This is a genomic window from Aeromicrobium alkaliterrae, from assembly GCF_039529015.1.
GTDB classification, from domain to species: domain Bacteria; phylum Actinomycetota; class Actinomycetes; order Propionibacteriales; family Nocardioidaceae; genus Aeromicrobium; species Aeromicrobium alkaliterrae.
Genome location: NZ_BAAAME010000004.1, coordinates 1 through 14,406, shown reverse-complemented (window position 1 = coordinate 14,406; position 14,406 = coordinate 1). Strand labels below are relative to the sequence as shown.

15 protein-coding genes and 1 tRNA gene are annotated in these 14,406 nt (G+C 70.9%); 13 read left to right on the top strand and 3 right to left on the bottom strand.

The annotated features are described in order from the left end of the window. Nucleotides 1-7: 7 nt before the first annotated feature. Nucleotides 8-193: a 50S ribosomal protein L28 gene (gene rpmB / locus ABD127_RS08000; protein ID WP_344199721.1), complete on the bottom strand. Its 186-nt coding sequence runs from the start codon at nt 191-193 to the stop codon at nt 8-10. A 142-nt stretch (nt 194-335) separates the two neighbouring features. On the opposite strand from rpmB, the gene ABD127_RS07995 reads away from it, so the two are divergent. From ABD127_RS07995 to coaD, 4 genes are read left to right on the top strand one after another with little or no spacing between them, the layout of a single operon-like run. Next, nucleotides 336-1,925 (top strand): DAK2 domain-containing protein, encoded by a 1,590-nt coding sequence (locus ABD127_RS07995; protein ID WP_344199719.1) that lies wholly within the window; start codon nt 336-338, stop codon nt 1,923-1,925. Between the two features lie 2 nt (nt 1,926-1,927). After that, complete coding sequence (locus ABD127_RS07990; protein WP_425545803.1) at nt 1,928-4,039, top strand: ATP-dependent DNA helicase RecG; 2,112 nt, start codon at nt 1,928-1,930, stop codon at nt 4,037-4,039. Continuing rightward, entirely contained in the window at nt 4,036-4,587 is a 552-nt protein-coding gene (gene rsmD, locus ABD127_RS07985) for a 16S rRNA (guanine(966)-N(2))-methyltransferase RsmD (protein WP_344199714.1), read from the top strand. Before ABD127_RS07990 ends, rsmD begins: the two co-directional genes overlap by 4 nt. A gap of 15 nt (nt 4,588-4,602) precedes the next feature. After that, the gene (gene coaD / locus ABD127_RS07980) at nt 4,603-5,079 is read left to right on the top strand and encodes a pantetheine-phosphate adenylyltransferase (RefSeq protein WP_344199711.1); all 477 of its coding nucleotides are present in this window, start codon (nt 4,603-4,605) and stop codon (nt 5,077-5,079) included. Nucleotides 5,080-5,082: 3 nt separating this feature from the next. On the opposite strand, the gene dinB is transcribed toward coaD, so the two are convergent. Next, the gene (gene dinB / locus ABD127_RS07975; protein WP_344199708.1) at nt 5,083-6,279 is read right to left on the bottom strand and encodes a DNA polymerase IV; all 1,197 of its coding nucleotides are present in this window, start codon (nt 6,277-6,279) and stop codon (nt 5,083-5,085) included. An 80-nt stretch (nt 6,280-6,359) separates the two neighbouring features. Between dinB and ABD127_RS07970 the strand changes: the two genes are divergently transcribed. The 8 genes from ABD127_RS07970 to ABD127_RS07935 all read left to right on the top strand — a co-directional run bounded on the left by ABD127_RS07970 (nt 6,360) and on the right by ABD127_RS07935 (nt 12,626). Continuing rightward, the gene (locus tag ABD127_RS07970) at nt 6,360-6,953 is read left to right on the top strand and encodes a YceD family protein (protein ID WP_344199706.1); all 594 of its coding nucleotides are present in this window, start codon (nt 6,360-6,362) and stop codon (nt 6,951-6,953) included. A 2-nt stretch (nt 6,954-6,955) separates the two neighbouring features. Next, on the top strand, nt 6,956-7,141 hold the full coding sequence (gene rpmF, locus ABD127_RS07965) for a 50S ribosomal protein L32 (protein WP_344199704.1): 186 nt from the start codon (nt 6,956-6,958) through the stop codon (nt 7,139-7,141). An 11-nt stretch (nt 7,142-7,152) separates the two neighbouring features. Further along, nucleotides 7,153-7,857 carry a ribonuclease III gene (rnc, locus tag ABD127_RS07960; protein ID WP_344199701.1) on the top strand — a complete coding sequence of 235 codons (705 nt, stop codon included), beginning with the start codon at nt 7,153-7,155 and terminating at the stop codon, nt 7,855-7,857. After that, complete coding sequence (gene mutM, locus ABD127_RS07955) at nt 7,850-8,713, top strand: bifunctional DNA-formamidopyrimidine glycosylase/DNA-(apurinic or apyrimidinic site) lyase (protein ID WP_344199699.1); 864 nt, start codon at nt 7,850-7,852, stop codon at nt 8,711-8,713. Before rnc ends, mutM begins: the two co-directional genes overlap by 8 nt. A gap of 28 nt (nt 8,714-8,741) precedes the next feature. Next, nucleotides 8,742-9,965 carry a deoxyguanosinetriphosphate triphosphohydrolase gene (locus ABD127_RS07950; RefSeq protein ID WP_344199697.1) on the top strand — a complete coding sequence of 408 codons (1,224 nt, stop codon included), beginning with the start codon at nt 8,742-8,744 and terminating at the stop codon, nt 9,963-9,965. 43 nt (nt 9,966-10,008) lie between these two features. Beyond that, nucleotides 10,009-11,901 (top strand): DNA primase, encoded by a 1,893-nt coding sequence (dnaG, locus tag ABD127_RS07945; RefSeq protein WP_344199694.1) that lies wholly within the window; start codon nt 10,009-10,011, stop codon nt 11,899-11,901. Nucleotides 11,902-11,975: 74 nt separating this feature from the next. Beyond that, complete coding sequence (locus ABD127_RS07940) at nt 11,976-12,563, top strand: sigma factor (RefSeq protein WP_344199691.1); 588 nt, start codon at nt 11,976-11,978, stop codon at nt 12,561-12,563. Next, a tRNA-Asn gene (locus ABD127_RS07935) sits at nt 12,554-12,626 on the top strand. The genes ABD127_RS07940 and ABD127_RS07935 overlap by 10 nt, the downstream gene beginning before the upstream one ends. A 78-nt stretch (nt 12,627-12,704) precedes the next feature. Here the strand turns inward: ABD127_RS07935 and ABD127_RS07930 are convergent. After that, nucleotides 12,705-13,847, bottom strand: a complete 1,143-nt coding sequence (locus ABD127_RS07930) for a tyrosine-type recombinase/integrase (RefSeq protein WP_344199688.1) — start codon at nt 13,845-13,847, stop codon at nt 12,705-12,707. A gap of 214 nt (nt 13,848-14,061) precedes the next feature. On the opposite strand from ABD127_RS07930, the gene ABD127_RS07925 reads away from it, so the two are divergent. Further along, a partial coding sequence (locus tag ABD127_RS07925) for a hypothetical protein (RefSeq protein ID WP_344199684.1) occupies nt 14,062-14,406 on the top strand: 345 nt, incomplete at its 3' end.

Sequence of the window (14,406 nt, the reverse complement as noted above, 5' to 3'; positions counted from 1 at the left end):
GGCAGTTTCAGCGAGAGACCTTGCCGGCCTTCAGGCACGAGGTGCAGACGTTCACGCGCTGCGGCGTGCCGTTCACGACCGCGCGGACGCGCTGGATGTTGGGGTTGAAACGACGCTTCGTGCGTCGGTGCGAGTGGGAGACGTTGTGACCGAAGCCGGGTCCCTTGCTGCACACGTCACAGACAGCTGCCACGGTGATCACTCCTGAACGATCTCGATGAACCAAAACGAAAGAGGTGCCGCATCGACGAGTCGTCGAGCAGGCAACCGCTCAAGAATAGCCGAACGACGTGGCGCAGTGCTAATCGGTCCCGTGGGCCGATACCCTCGGCGCCATGAGTCTGCGTCTCGGTCCGGCGCCGTTCGTGCGCTGGACCCAGCTCTGCGCGGACGCGCTGGCGTCCACCCGGGCGGAGATCGACGCGCTCAACGTCTTCCCGGTCCCCGACTCCGACACCGGCACCAACGCCTTCGTGACGTTCGCCGCGGGGGCCGAGGCCGTGGCCGAGCTGGGCTCCGAGGCCGACCTGGTCACCCTCGTCAAGGCCTACCGCGACGGGCTGCTGACCCAGGCCCGCGGCAACTCCGGCGTGATCATGTCGCAGCTCGTGCGCGGCAGCCTGTCGGGCCTCCCGATCGACGGCGAGGTGACGGCCGAGCACGTCGCGGCGGCCTTCGAGCGCGCCACGAAGGCCGCGTACGAGGCCGTCGGTGACCCCCAGGAGGGCACGATCCTCTCGGTCGCCGCCGCCGCGAGCCGTGGTGCGCGCGAGGCGGCCGACGCCGGTCGCTCGGCCCGTGACGCCTTCAGCGCAGCAGCCGCCGCGGCCCGCGAGGGTCTGGCCCGCACCCCGGAGCAGATGGCGCTGCTGGCGCGCGCCGGCGTGGTCGACGCCGGCGGCCGGGTGCTGGTCGTGGTGCTCGACACGACCGAGCAGGCCCTGACGGGGCGGGTGGCCCCGCACGTCAAGGCCGTCGTCCCCGTGCCGGTCGAGGCCGGCATCGACCTGGTCGAGGGCGGGCCCGCCTACGAGGTCATGTACCTGCTCGACGGCGACGACGACGCGATCCCCGAGCTGCGCACCGCGCTGCAGAAGCTCGGCGACTCCTTGGTCGTCGTCGGCGGCGAGGGTCTGTGGAACGTGCACGTGCACGTCGACGACGTCGGTGCGGCGATCGAGGCAGGCCTGGCTGCCGGGCGACCCCGCCGCATCGCCGTGACCCACTTCGCCGACCAGATCTCGACGCAGCGCACCCAGCGCCGCCGCCGGATCGTCATCGCCGCCACGACGGGCGACGGCATCACGGCGCTGTGCGACGAGAGCGGCGCCGTGACGATGCCGTTCTCGCGCACGGCTCCGCTCTCGCACGACGTCGTGGCCTCCGCGCTGGCGACCGCCGACGCCGACGAGGTGGTGGTGCTGCCGAACAACCACCGCTACGTGGGCCTGTTCGAGGCCGCCGCGAAGACCGCCCGCGAGGCCGGCCGCCGCGTCGCCGTCATCCCCACGCACGCCCAGGTGCAGGGTCTCGCCGCACTGGCGGTCCACGACCCGGGCATCGACTTCGACGACGACGTCGTGGCGATGTCGAGCGCCGCGGGAAGCACGGCCCACGGCGCCATCACCGTCGCGACCGAGCCCGGCATCACGATGGCCGGTCCGTGCGTCGCCGGCGACGTGCTCGGCGTGGTCTCGGGCGACTTCGCGTTCGTCGGCGAGGGTCCGCTCGAGGTCGCCGCGCAGGTCGTCGAGCGCCTGCTGACCCCGTCGTCGGAGCTCGTCACGGTCGTGTGCGGCCACGAGGCCGACGAGGACCTCGCGACCCAGCTGCAGCACCACATCGAGCGCTCCCGCCCGGACGTCGACGTCGCGGTCTACGCCGGTGGCCAGGAGCACTACCCGCTGTTCATCGCGGTGGAGTGACGGTGCCGGTCACCCTCACGAGCAGCCTCGCTCCGGTCATCGGCGACAAGTCCGCCAAGCCGTTGACCAAGGCCTTCGGCATGCAGACGGTCGGCGACCTCCTGCGCCACTACCCACGTCGATACCTCGAGATCGGCCAGCTGACGCCGATGAGCAGCCTCGAGGTCGACCAGCACGTCACGATCATGGCCGAGGTGCGGGCGATCAAGACGTTCCCGTTCGGTCCGGGCGGCCGGCGCACCCGCACCGAGGTGCTGGTGACGGACCAGACCGGCGAGATCACGCTGACCTTCTTCAGCCGCGTCTTCGGCATCAAGACCGGCGACGTGGGCCTGTTCTCCGGGGTGGTCGGCAGCTTCCGCGGCAAGCTCCAGCTGACTCATCCGCAGCATGACGCGATCGGCGACCGCCTGGCACGCGGTGTCGTCCCGATCTATCCCGCCAGCGCCGCCGCCGGGTCGGTCCTGATCGAGCGGTGCGTCGGGCTCGCCCTCGACGCCGTGGAGGACCTGCCCGAGGTGCTTCCCGACGAGGTGCGCCGTGAGCGCGGCTACGCCGACGTCGCCGCGTCGTTCGAGAGCATCCACCGCCCGTACTCCGTGGCCGAGGGGATGGCGGCCAAGGCTCGCTTCCGGTTCGAGGAGGCGTTCGTGATGCAGACCGTCCTCGCCCAGCGACGCCACCGCGCGACCGCGTCCACGGCAGCAGCGAGGCCGCCCCGTGACGGTGGCCTGCACGACCGGTTCGTCGCGCAGCTGCCCTTCGAGCTGACGCGGGGACAGCAGGAGATCTCCGACGCGGTGAGCGCCGAGCTGGCCTCGGCGCACCCGATGCACCGGTTGCTCCAGGGCGAGGTGGGGTCGGGCAAGACCGTCGTGGCGCTCCTGGCGATGCTGCAGGTCGTCGACGCCGGCGGTCAGGCCGCGATGCTCGCACCGACCGAGGTCCTCGCGGCCCAGCACCACCGCACGATCACGCGCATGCTGGGCGACCTGTCGCGGTCCGGCATGCTCGGCGGCGCCGAGGGGGCGACCCGCGTGCGGCTGCTGACCGGCTCGATGGGCACGCGGGCGCGGCAGGAGTCGCTGCTCGACCTCGTGACCGGTGAGGCGGGCATCGTCGTCGGCACGCACGCGCTGATCCAGGAGGGCGTGGAGTTCGCCGACCTGGGCCTGGTCGTCGTCGACGAGCAGCACCGCTTCGGCGTCGAGCAGCGCGCGGCCCTGGTCGACCGCTACGAGACCCGCCCCCACGTGCTGGTCATGACGGCCACGCCGATCCCGCGCACCGTCGCGATGACGGTGTTCGGCGACCTCGACGTCTCGGTCCTCACCGAGCTGCCCGCGGGCCGCCAGCCGATCCAGACCAACGTCGTCCCGATCGCCGACCGGCCGGCGTGGCTCGAGCGCGCCTGGGAACGGGTGCGTGAGGAAGTGGGGCGGGGGCGTCAGGCCTACGTCGTCGTCTCGCGCATCGGGGACGAGTCGAGCGACGCGGACTCGCCGACGTCGTCCCTCGTCGAGCTGCACGAGGACCTCGCCGGGGGAGCGCTGCACGGCCTGCGGCTCGGCGCCCTGCACGGGCGGATGTCGGCCGACGACAAGGACGCCGTGATGTCGGCCTTCGCGGCCGGACGGATCGACGTGCTGGTGGCCACGACCGTCGTGGAGGTCGGGGTCGACGTCCCCAACGCGACGGTCATGGTCGTGATGGACGCCGAGCGCTTCGGCATCTCCCAGCTGCACCAGCTGCGCGGCCGGGTCGGCCGCGGCAGCGAGCCGGGCCTGTGCCTGCTCGTCACCACCGCCGACGCGGCCTCGCCCTCGGCCGAGCGGCTCAAGGCCGTGGCCTCGACGACCGACGGCTTCGAGCTGTCGCGGCTGGACGTCTCTATGCGCAGCGAGGGGGACGTGCTGGGCACCCGGCAGTCGGGGTTCCGCTCGAGCCTGCGGCTGCTGTCGGTCGTGCGCGACGAGGACGTCATCGTCGCGGCGCGGGAGGTCGCGACCGCCGTGGTCGAGGCCGACCCGGAGCTCGCGGGCCATCCGGTCCTCGCCGCCGCCGTGGCCGCGCTGGAGGCCACCGACGGCGCCGACTACCTGGAGCGCACGTGACGCGGGTCGTCGCGGGCAACTTCAAGGGCCGACGCCTGCGCACCCCGCCCGGTGACGCGACCCGGCCCACCTCCGACCGCGTGCGGGAGTCGCTCTTCGCGACCCTGACGTCGGCCTTCGGCGGCATGGACGACCTGCGTGTCCTCGACCTCTACGCCGGCTCGGGCGCCCTCGGCATCGAGGCGATCTCGCGCGGCGCCGCGCATGCGGACCTGGTCGATCCCGACCGTCACGCGGTGCGCACGATGCGGGGCAACCTCGACGAGCTCGGCATCACGGCGGCGCAGGTGCACGCCACGACGGCCCAGAAGTTCGTCCGCACGCCACCGCTGCAGCCCTACGACCTGGTGCTGCTCGATCCGCCGTACGCCGTGCCGACCGCCGAGGTCACGGACCTGGTGACCGTGCTCGCCGACCCTGTCTGGTGCCTGCCCGACGGACTGCTCGTCGTGGAGCGCTCGTCGCGCGACCCGTTCGCCTGGCCCGACGGGGTCGAGGCGTGGGACGAGCGGGCCTACGGCGAGACCACGCTTTGGTACGGTCGCTGACATGGCGGTGCAGCGATGACGCGCGTGGTGTGTCCGGGCTCGTTCGACCCGGTGACGAAGGGCCATCTCGACATCATCGAGAGGGCTGCCCATCTCTTCGACGAGGTCGTCGTGGTGGTGCTGGTCAACGAGTCCAAGAAGGGCCTGTTCGACACCGAGCAGCGCATGGACCTGATCCGGCGCTCGCTCCGCGACAGCCCCAACGTCACGGTCGACTTCTACGCCGGACTGCTGGTCGACTACTGCGCCCAGAACGGCGTGGACGCGATCGTGAAGGGCCTGCGCGCCGTGTCGGACTTCGACTACGAGCTGCAGATGGCGCAGATGAACGGCAACCTCACGGGGATCGACACGGTCTTCATCCCGACCGCGCCCGACTACATGTTCATCGCCTCGAGCCTGGTCAAGGAGGTCGCGCGCCACGGCGGCGACGTCGCCGACCTGGTCTCGCCCGTCGTGCTCAACGCCCTCGACGCCAAGTTCGGCCACTAGCCGCTAGTCGGGCAGGATCGGCTGCGGCGCGCGTTCGCGGTCGCCGACGTGCACCGCCCGCTTGACCGAGGTGCGCCCGAACTTGGCGCGCACCTCGTCGACCGCGGTATCGAGCTCGGTGCCGGAGGTGGCGTCGAGCGGCAGCGCGAGCTGCAGGGGAGCGTCGTCGACCTGGCCGACCGAGACCCCGATCAACGTGAGTCCGCGGCGCTCGGCCTCCGACCAGCGCTGCCGCAGCAACGTGCGCGCCACCTCGAGGATCGTGGCGGTGTGCGAGGTGGGACGGGCCAGCGTGTGCGAGGCGGTGGAGCGGCCGAAGTCGCCGAACCGGAGGCTGAGCGTGACGACACTGCCCGTGCGGTCGACGCGGCGCATGCGGCTCGTGACGCGGTCGACCAGGCTCAGAAGGATCGCCTCGACCTCGGCGGCCGTCCGGGGGCGCGAGCCGAGGGCGTGCTGGGCGCCCATCGACCCACGGCGCCGGCCGGTCTCGACCCGGCGGGGGTCGTGCCCCTGCGCCAGCGCCCAGAGGTGGCGCCCCGTGGCGTTGCCGAGCAGGGCCGTGGCCTCGCGCAGCTCCATGGCGGCGATCTGACCCACGGTGCGCACGTGGGCCTGGTGCAGCTTGGCCGCCGTGACGTCGCCGACGCCCCAGAGCCGCTCGACCGGCAGGGCGTGGAGGAACCGCTGCTCGTGCTCGAGGTGCACGACCAGCAGACCGTCGGGCTTGGCCGAGGCGCTGGCGATCTTGGCCAGGTACTTGGTGCGCGCCACCCCCACCGAGATGGGCAGCCCGACGCGCTCGGCGACGTCGGTGCGGAGCTGCGCCGCGATCTGGGACGGCAGCCCCCGGATCCGCCGGAGACCGCCGACCTCGAGGAACGCCTCGTCGATCGACAGCGCCTCGACCTGGGGAGTCGTGTCGGCGAAGACCTCGAAGACCCGCTTGCTGGCCTCCGAGTAGGCCTCGAAGCGCGGCGGCACCACGACGGCCTCGGGGCACGCTCGCAGGGCCTGGCGGATGTTCGACGGCGTGCGGACGCCACGCCGTTTCGCCTCGTACGACGCGGCCACCACGACACCGCCGCCCACGATGACGGGACGGCCGCGCAGGGACGGGTCGTCGCGCTGCTCGACCGACGCGAAGAACGCGTCGAGGTCGGCGTGCAGCACGGTCCCTTCGGTGGGGCCCTCGGTCATGGGACGATCATGGCGGTCGGGACCGACAGAACGCGTGCGGTCGAGGTCCCTCGATTACCGCCCGAGGCGGTCCGCAGGCTATGATCGACGCTGGCCTGTACGCAGGTCATGTGTTGTGCACTTTCGACGAATGGATGAGCGTGCAGACGGGACCGTTGGTCATCGACACCCACGAGCTGGGGCGACGACCTGGAAACGAACGCTCGTACCATCTGTCCGTCCAGGTGCCGGCGCAGTGGGGCTACGACGTCTTCGGCGTCCCCGAGGGTTCACCGATCGACCTGGAGCTGCGGCTCGAGGCGTTGGTGGACGGGATCCTGGCAACGGGATCCACCACGGTGACGGCGGTCGGCGAGTGTGTGCGGTGCCTGACAGATGTCCAGGAAGAGATCGACCTGGACGTGCAGGAGCTGTACCTGTTCGAACGACCGTCGGACGACGACGAGGCGGAGGAGTCCCTGTGGCTCGAGGGCGACCTGCTCGACCTCGAACCTCCACTGCGTGACGCGACAGTGTTCGCACTGCCGCACCACCCGTTGTGTGATCCGGAATGTCCGGGACTGTGCCCCGAGTGCGGGGCCCGGCTCGCGGATGATCCCGACCACACACACGGAGAGGCGGTCGACCCGAGATGGTCGGCCCTCACCCAGCTGATCGAACCCCCCAAGGAGTAATCGTGGCCGTCCCGAAGCGGAAGATGTCGCGCAGCAACACCCGTCACCGTCGTTCGGCCTGGAAGGCCACGAAGGTCCAGGTCGTCGACTGCGCCAACCCCGCGTGCGACAGCAAGGTCATCCCGCACCGTGCGTGCGGCGAGTGCGGCCAGTACGGCGCGCGCGGCGAGCGTCGCCAGGTCCTCTGACCGACCCCGTCGTGGACGAGCGCGGCCCGCACGAGCTGAGCGCCGTCCTGGGAGCTCCGGATCTCGATCCGGAGCTCTTGACGCATGCCCTGACGCACCGGTCGTTCGCCTACGAGAACGGCCAGGTCCCCAACAACGAGCGTCTTGAGTTCCTCGGCGACTCGGTGCTGGGGCTCGTCGTCACGGACGCGTTGTTCCACACCCATCCCGACCTGCCGGAGGGTCAGCTCGCGAAGCTGCGCTCGGCGGTCGTCAGCGCCAAGGCCCTCGCGGTCGTGGCCCGCACGCTCGGGATCGGTGAGCACGTCCGCCTCGGCAGGGGCGAGGAGGCCACCGGAGGCCGCGACAAGGCCTCGATCCTCTCCGACACCGTCGAGGCGCTGATCGGCGCGATCTACGTGCAGTTCGGCATCGAGCGGGCCTCGGCCGTGGTCCACCTCATCTTCGACCCGGTCATCGCCGACGCCGCCCGTCTGGGCGCGGCGCTCGACTGGAAGACCTCCCTGCAGGAGGTGTCGGCGACCCAGGGCCTGGGCGTGCCGCGTTACGCCGTCCAGAGCGAGGGGCCCGACCATGCGCGCGTCTTCTCCGCCGCGGTCCACGTCGGCGAGCACGTCTTCGACGGTGGGTCCGGCACCTCGAAGAAGGAGGCCGAGCAGCAGGTCGCCCAGATCGCCTGGGAGATCCTCAGCGCCGGTCGCGCCGCGGGTGCCTGAGCTCCCCGAGGTCGAGGTCGTCCGTCGCGGCCTGGCCGACCACGTCGTGGGTCGGCGCATCACCGCGGTCCGCGTGCTCGACGTCCGCTCGCTGCGTCGTCACGTGGCCGGGCCGGAGGACTTCGCCCTGCGCCTGACCGGACGCACGGTGGCCGACGCCCGCCGGCGCGGCAAGTACCTCTGGCTCCCGCTCGACGGTGTCGATCACGGGGACGACGCGCTGCTCGCCCACCTCGGGATGAGCGGTCAGATGCTGATCAGCGAGCCCGACGCCCCGCTGCAGAAGCACCTCAAGGTCACGCTCGACCTCGAGGACGGCGCGCAGCTCCGGTTCGTCGACCAACGGATCTTCGGTGGTCTCGCGATCAGCGACGGGGGAGCGGACCTGCCCGCCGAGGTCGCCCACATCGCCCGCGACCCGCTCGACCCGGCCTTCGACCCCGACGAGTTCGCGGCCCGCCTGAAGCGCCGCGAGACCGGCGTCAAGCGGGCGCTGCTCGACCAGGGGCTGATCTCGGGCGTCGGCAACATCTACGCCGACGAGGCCCTGTGGCGCGTCCCGCTGCACTACGCGCGCAACACGCGCACGCTGCGCCGCACCGAGGTCGACACGCTGCTGCACCACGTCACCGAGGTCATGTCCGAGGCGCTGGCGCAGGGCGGCACGTCGTTCGACGCGCTTTACGTCAACGTCAACGGCGCGAGCGGGTACTTCGACCGCTCGCTCAACGCCTACGGCCGCGAGGGCGAGCCGTGCGGGCGGTGCGGCACCGCGATGCGCCGCAGCCCCTTCATGAACCGGTCGTCGTACTGGTGCCCCCGCTGCCAGCCCCGCCCCCGCAACGGACGCTTCTGAGCCGCGGGCCGTCCGCTACGGTGCTGGCGTGACGAGCTACGGCGCGGAGGCGCGGGCGCGGTTCGTGCCCGAGCCGCCCAAGCGGGCCGGCCGCACGCCGTTCGAGCGCGACCGGGGCCGCATCGTCCACTCGGCCGCTCTGCGCCGCCTCTCGGCCAAGACCCAGGTCCTCGGCCCGGGCTTCGACGACTTCGTGCGCAACCGCCTGACCCACTCCCAGGAGGTCGCCCAGGTCGCCCGCGAGCTGGGGGCCTCGCTCGGCTGCGACCCTGACATCGTCGACTCGGCCGCCCTCGCGCACGACCTCGGTCACCCGCCGTTCGGCCACAACGGCGAGGTCGCGCTCGACGCCCTCGCGGCCTCCTGCGGCGGGTTCGAGGGCAACGCCCAGACCCTGCGCCTGCTGACCCGGCTGGAGGCCAAGACCTTCGGCCCGGACGGTGCGAGCGTGGGTCTCAACCTCACCCGCGGCACGTTGGCTGCCTGCATCAAGTATCCGTGGCGCCGCGGCGAATCCCCCGGCGGCGGTGCGAAGTTCGGCGTGTACGAGGACGACCTGCCGGTCTACACGTGGGTCCGCGCCGACGCCGCCCCCTTCGTGCGCCCGATCGAGGCCCAGGTCATGGACCTGTCCGACGACATCGCCTACTCCGTGCACGACGTCGAGGACGGCGTGGTGGGCGGCTGGTTCGACCTCACCGACGACCTGCAGCTCGCCCAGGTCTGCGCCGTCGCCCGGGACTGGTACCTGCCGGACGCCGACGACGCGCGCCTCGGCGCGGCGCTCGACCGCCTGCAGGCACTGCCGGAGTGGCCGACCACCCGCTTCGACGGCAGCCGCCGCTCGCTCGCCGCGATCAAGAGCCTGACCAGCGCGCTGATCGGCCGGTTCGCGGTCGCCGCCCAGAGCGCCACGATGCAGCGCTGGGGCGACGGGCCGCTCGTGCGGTTCGACGCCGATCTCGAGGTCCCCGTCGCGACGCTGGACGAGATCACGATCCTGAAGTCGATCGCGGCCCACCACGTGATGCTGGCCGACGACCGCACGGCCAACCTGGTCGCCCAGCGCGACCTGCTGACGGCGCTGGTCGCGGCGCTCCTGGAGCGGGAGGGCCGCGACCTCGACACCGACCTCGCGGCCGACTTCGCGACCGCTCCGGACGACGCGGCCCGGCTGCGCGTGGCGGTCGACCAGGTCGCCTGCCTGACCGACGTCTCCGCCCCGCTCTGGGCCCAGCGCCTCGGCCTCTGAACGCTCCGTCCGGGGAGTGGGCGGGCCGACATAGGATGCGGCCATGCCGCGGATCAAGGACGAGGACATCCAGCTCGTCCGCGAACGTGCCCGCATCGACGAGGTCGTCGAGGGCTACGTGACGCTCAAGAGCGCCGGCGGCGGCGCTCGCAAGGGCCTGTGCCCCTTCCACGACGAGAAGTCTCCGTCGTTCAACGTGCGCCCGGCGCAGGGCTTCTACCACTGCTTCGGCTGCGGAGCCGGAGGCGACTCGATCAAGTTCCTCATGGAGATCGAGGGGCTCCCGTTCGCCGAGGCCGTCGAGCGGCTGGCCACGAAGTTCGGCATCCAGCTGCGGTACGAGGAGGACGGTCGGTCCTCGGGGCCGCGCCGCGACCCGCGCCAGCGTCAGCGGCTGCTCGAGGCCCACGCCGCCGCAGGGGAGTACTACGCCTCGCAGCTCGGCTCGGCGCCCGAGGCGCAGGTCGCCCGCCAGTTCATCAAGGACCGCGGCTTCGACCAGGCCGCCGCCGAGCACTTCACCCTCGGCTACGCCCCGAAGGACCGCCAGAGCCTCACCGGCTTCCTGAAGAACAAGGGCTTCACCGACGAGGAGCTCGTGGTCGGCGGCCTCGCGCGCCGCACCAGCGGCGGCACGTTCGACGTCTTCCAGGGTCGCTTGCTGTGGCCCATCAAGGAGATGACGGGCGAGATCATCGGCTTCGGCGCCCGCAAGCTCTACGACGACGACTTCATGGCCGGCAAGTACGTCAACACCTCCGAGACGCCGCTCTACAAGAAGACCCAGGTGCTCTACGGCATCGACCTGGCCCGCCGCCAGATCTCCGGCGCCAGCCAGGCCGTCGTCGTCGAGGGCTACACCGACGTCATGGCGTGCCACCAGGCCGGCGTCACCACCGCCATCGCCACCTGCGGCACGGCGTTCGGCGAGGGCCACGCCCGCATCCTGCGCCGTCTGATGCTCGACCACGACGCCTTCCGCGGCGAGGTCGTCTTCACCTTCGACGGCGACGAGGCCGGTCAGCGCGCCGCCGTGAAGTCGTTCGAGGGCGACGAGGAGTTCGTCGGCCAGACCTACGTCGCCGTCGAGCCGCGCGGCATGGACCCGTGCGACCTGCGCATGGCCGACGGCGACGCCGCGGTCCGCGAGCTCATCGCCTCGCGCATCCCGCTCTACCGCTTCGTGCTCGACAACACGCTCAAGCAGTACGACCTCGACCGGGGCGACCAGCGCGTCGACGCCGTGCGCGACGCCGTGCACCTCGCGAGCGCGATCCGCGACGTCTCGAAGGTCGACGCCTTCCTGCGCGAGGTGGCCGGCCGCATCGGCGTGGAGGTCGAGCAGGTGCGGGCCGAGCACCAGAAGATCAAGGGCAAGCCGGCGGCCTCGTCCCGGCGCAACGCTCCCGCCGCCGAGCCGGCCTCCGGCGCCCCGGCACCCGTGGCCTCGGGGCCGTCGTTCGGTGCGCCGCAGTTCGCCGACGAGCGCGAGGCACTCAAGGCGCTCGCGCAGCACCCGCACCTGGCGCGCCAGTTCGCGGTCGACCTCGACGAGGACGACTTCACGCACCCCGTGTCCCGCGAGATCTTCACCGCGCTCAAGGCCCAGGGCTGGCCCGAGAAGCCCGACCCCACCTGGATCCCGCGGGTCGTCGAGGCGCTGCCCGAGGCCCTGCGCCCGATCCTGTCGCGTGCCACGGTCGAGCCGCTGCTCGCGCAGGAGAGCACGACGGTGCAGGTCGTCTCCTCGAGCATCTTCCGTCTGCAGGTGCTCACGGTCGGTCGCCACGTGGCCGACGTGAAGTCGCGCCTGCAGCGCACCAACCCGATCGACGACGCCGACGCCTACAACCGGATGTTCGGTGAGCTCATCGCCCTGGAGCAGCAGCACCGCGAGCTGCGCGAGAAGGCCGTGGGCGGCGTCGTCCCCAGCTGACGTGCCGGCACTCGCCCTCCACAGGTGGGTGATCGGATCACCCACGCACGTCGTCACCGATCCACGGTGGTCCCATGACGACACCCTGGGTCCGCAGCGTGCTGGCCGAGCCCGAGATCGACGCAGCCGCCGAGCGGGACCTCGCCCGTCGAGCCCGATCCGGCGACACCGATGCCCGGGCCGCGCTGATCCGGTCAGGGCTGCGTCACGTCGTGCAGCGCGCCCGCATGCTCGGCTTCCGGGGCGACGCCCTCGACGACGCGATCCAAGCCGGTTGTCTGGGGCTCATCCAGGCCGTCGACCGGTTCGACCCGAGCAGGGGAGCCCGGCTGCGCACGTACGCGTGGTGGTGGATCGGCGACGCCATGCGCACCGCCGTGCCGATCGTCTCGGCTCCGCTGCCCGACGACCTCGCGGGGGAGCCGGCCCACGACAGCGTAGCGTCGGACCTCGTCCCCGACGACGTCCCTGAGGTGCTCCGACTGCGGTACCGACTGGGCGAGACCGCAGGCCTCCCGCGCCCACGCCACGAGGTCGCCCGGCTGCTGGGACTGACCGAGTCGCAGGTCCGCGACCGCGAGGCCCAGGCGATGCGACAACTGCGGCAGGGGCTTGCTAAGGTGGTGCACCGTGCTCCCGGTGAGGGAGTCGATCCCCCATAGCTCAATTGGCAGAGCATTCGACTGTTAATCGAAGGGTTTCTGGTTCGAGTCCAGATGGGGGAGCAAGATACCGGCGCTGACCTGCGAAGACAGGTGGGGGCCGGTTCTTCGTTTTCAGGGTGATCCCCACTTAGTCCCCATCTACCTGGCGAGGACGTCCACCGCTGTCGCAACAGGACGGGTCTTGATGTAGGTGGCGGTTGTCGCCGGATCCTGTCCCAGCACGGCGGCGATCTGCCCGAGGCTCGCGCCAGCGTCATCGGCAAGCGTTGCGTACGTGCGGCGGAACGTGTGGCTGCCCGCCCACGGGCATCCCGCCGTATCGAGCAGGCTCCGCATCTTGTCGAGGACGTTGGACAGGTCGCGCGGCTGGCCCATCTTGCTCGCGTACCTGGTTACGCCGAACACAAGGCCGGTCGTGCCGTGGAGGCCAGCCCGCGCGCCGAGTCGCTCGATCAGCCACGCGGGCATCGTCACCGTCCGCTTGGCGTTCTTCGACTTCGTGCCTCGGATGGTCACCGTCCCGGCATCGAGATCCACGTCGTCCCAAGTGACGCCGTGGAGCGCCTCTGAGACCCGAGGGCCGAGCGCAGTTAGGAAAGCCACGAGGTCACCCATGTCGGCAGTGTGGGCATCGGCGACAGCCTGGACCTCGACGAGTTCGTCATGGGTGAAGACTCGCTCGGTGTCGATCTTGTCGCGACCTTCGTCGGCGGTCCGACCTTGCAGACGGAACCTGGTCGGGTGAGGGATCGCGCCGTGCCGATGCGCCGTGTCGGTGATCCCGTGCAGAACCTTGCGGGCCGACTTCATGGCCCCCTCGCCGCCTCCTCGACTGGTGCTCTTGTGCTGACCGTTCGCCACGTCGCGGAGGTGCTGCTCCCCGCGAACGACGTTGGCAGCCGCACCGATCTTGAGGCTGCCGTACGCCGTCCCCGTGATGTAGGCGCTGACCCACTTGGCGTACTCGCTGAGAGTCTTCTCCGCCAATGCCGGTCGCTGAGCTTGCTTCTCGCTCAGCCACACGGCGGCGACTTGCTCGACCGTACTCGTGGTGCTGACTCGGTCGCTTCCGCCGTGGTGTTGCTGACGCTTCCTCGCGAGGTTGGCGCGCAGGTCGCGCTTGGCAGCGGCTGGTGTCTTGCCAGACCCGTAGACGTCAAGCAGCGGTCCTCCGTCTTCGCGTCGGAATCGAGCCCGAGCACGAACCAAGCCGGGCGTCTTGGGATGATCGCTGACCGCAATCTGATCAACCTCGTACGGTGCGAGTGCGTGGCGCGGCATAGTTCAGCACCCCGCCTTCGGGCGGTTGAGAAGCTTTGCCACTGGCGGCGTGTGCTCGGCGAGCGGGGTCGTGACCATGGCCAATACTTCATCCGGTAAATGGGGATCTGTCAACCTTGTTTGAAATCCTGACTTAGCTTCGTATCCCGTGGCGAACCGGGACGCCAGTTTCCACCCTGGCGGACGTGTCGGTAGTACGGCCTAATGTTGAACCATGGCTGACGCATCAGACCCAACGTCACCGGGCGATGAGCAGGCCCCAACGCCGCCGGGCGACCAGCCGGACCCAACGTCACCCAACGATGAGCCGACCTCCCCGCCCTTCGACGCGAGCCGGATCTTGGCAGCGATGGACACCAGCAAGTTGGCGGCGGGCATGGACACAAGCAAGTTGTTGGAGTCGTTTGACGCGAGCCGGATTGTGGCGGGCATGGACACGAGCAAGTTGTTGGAGTCGTTCGGTACGAGCCGGATTGTGGCGGGCATGGACACGAGCAAGTTGTTGGAGTCGTTCGATACGAGCCGGATTGTGGCGGGCATGGATACCAGCAAGTTGTTG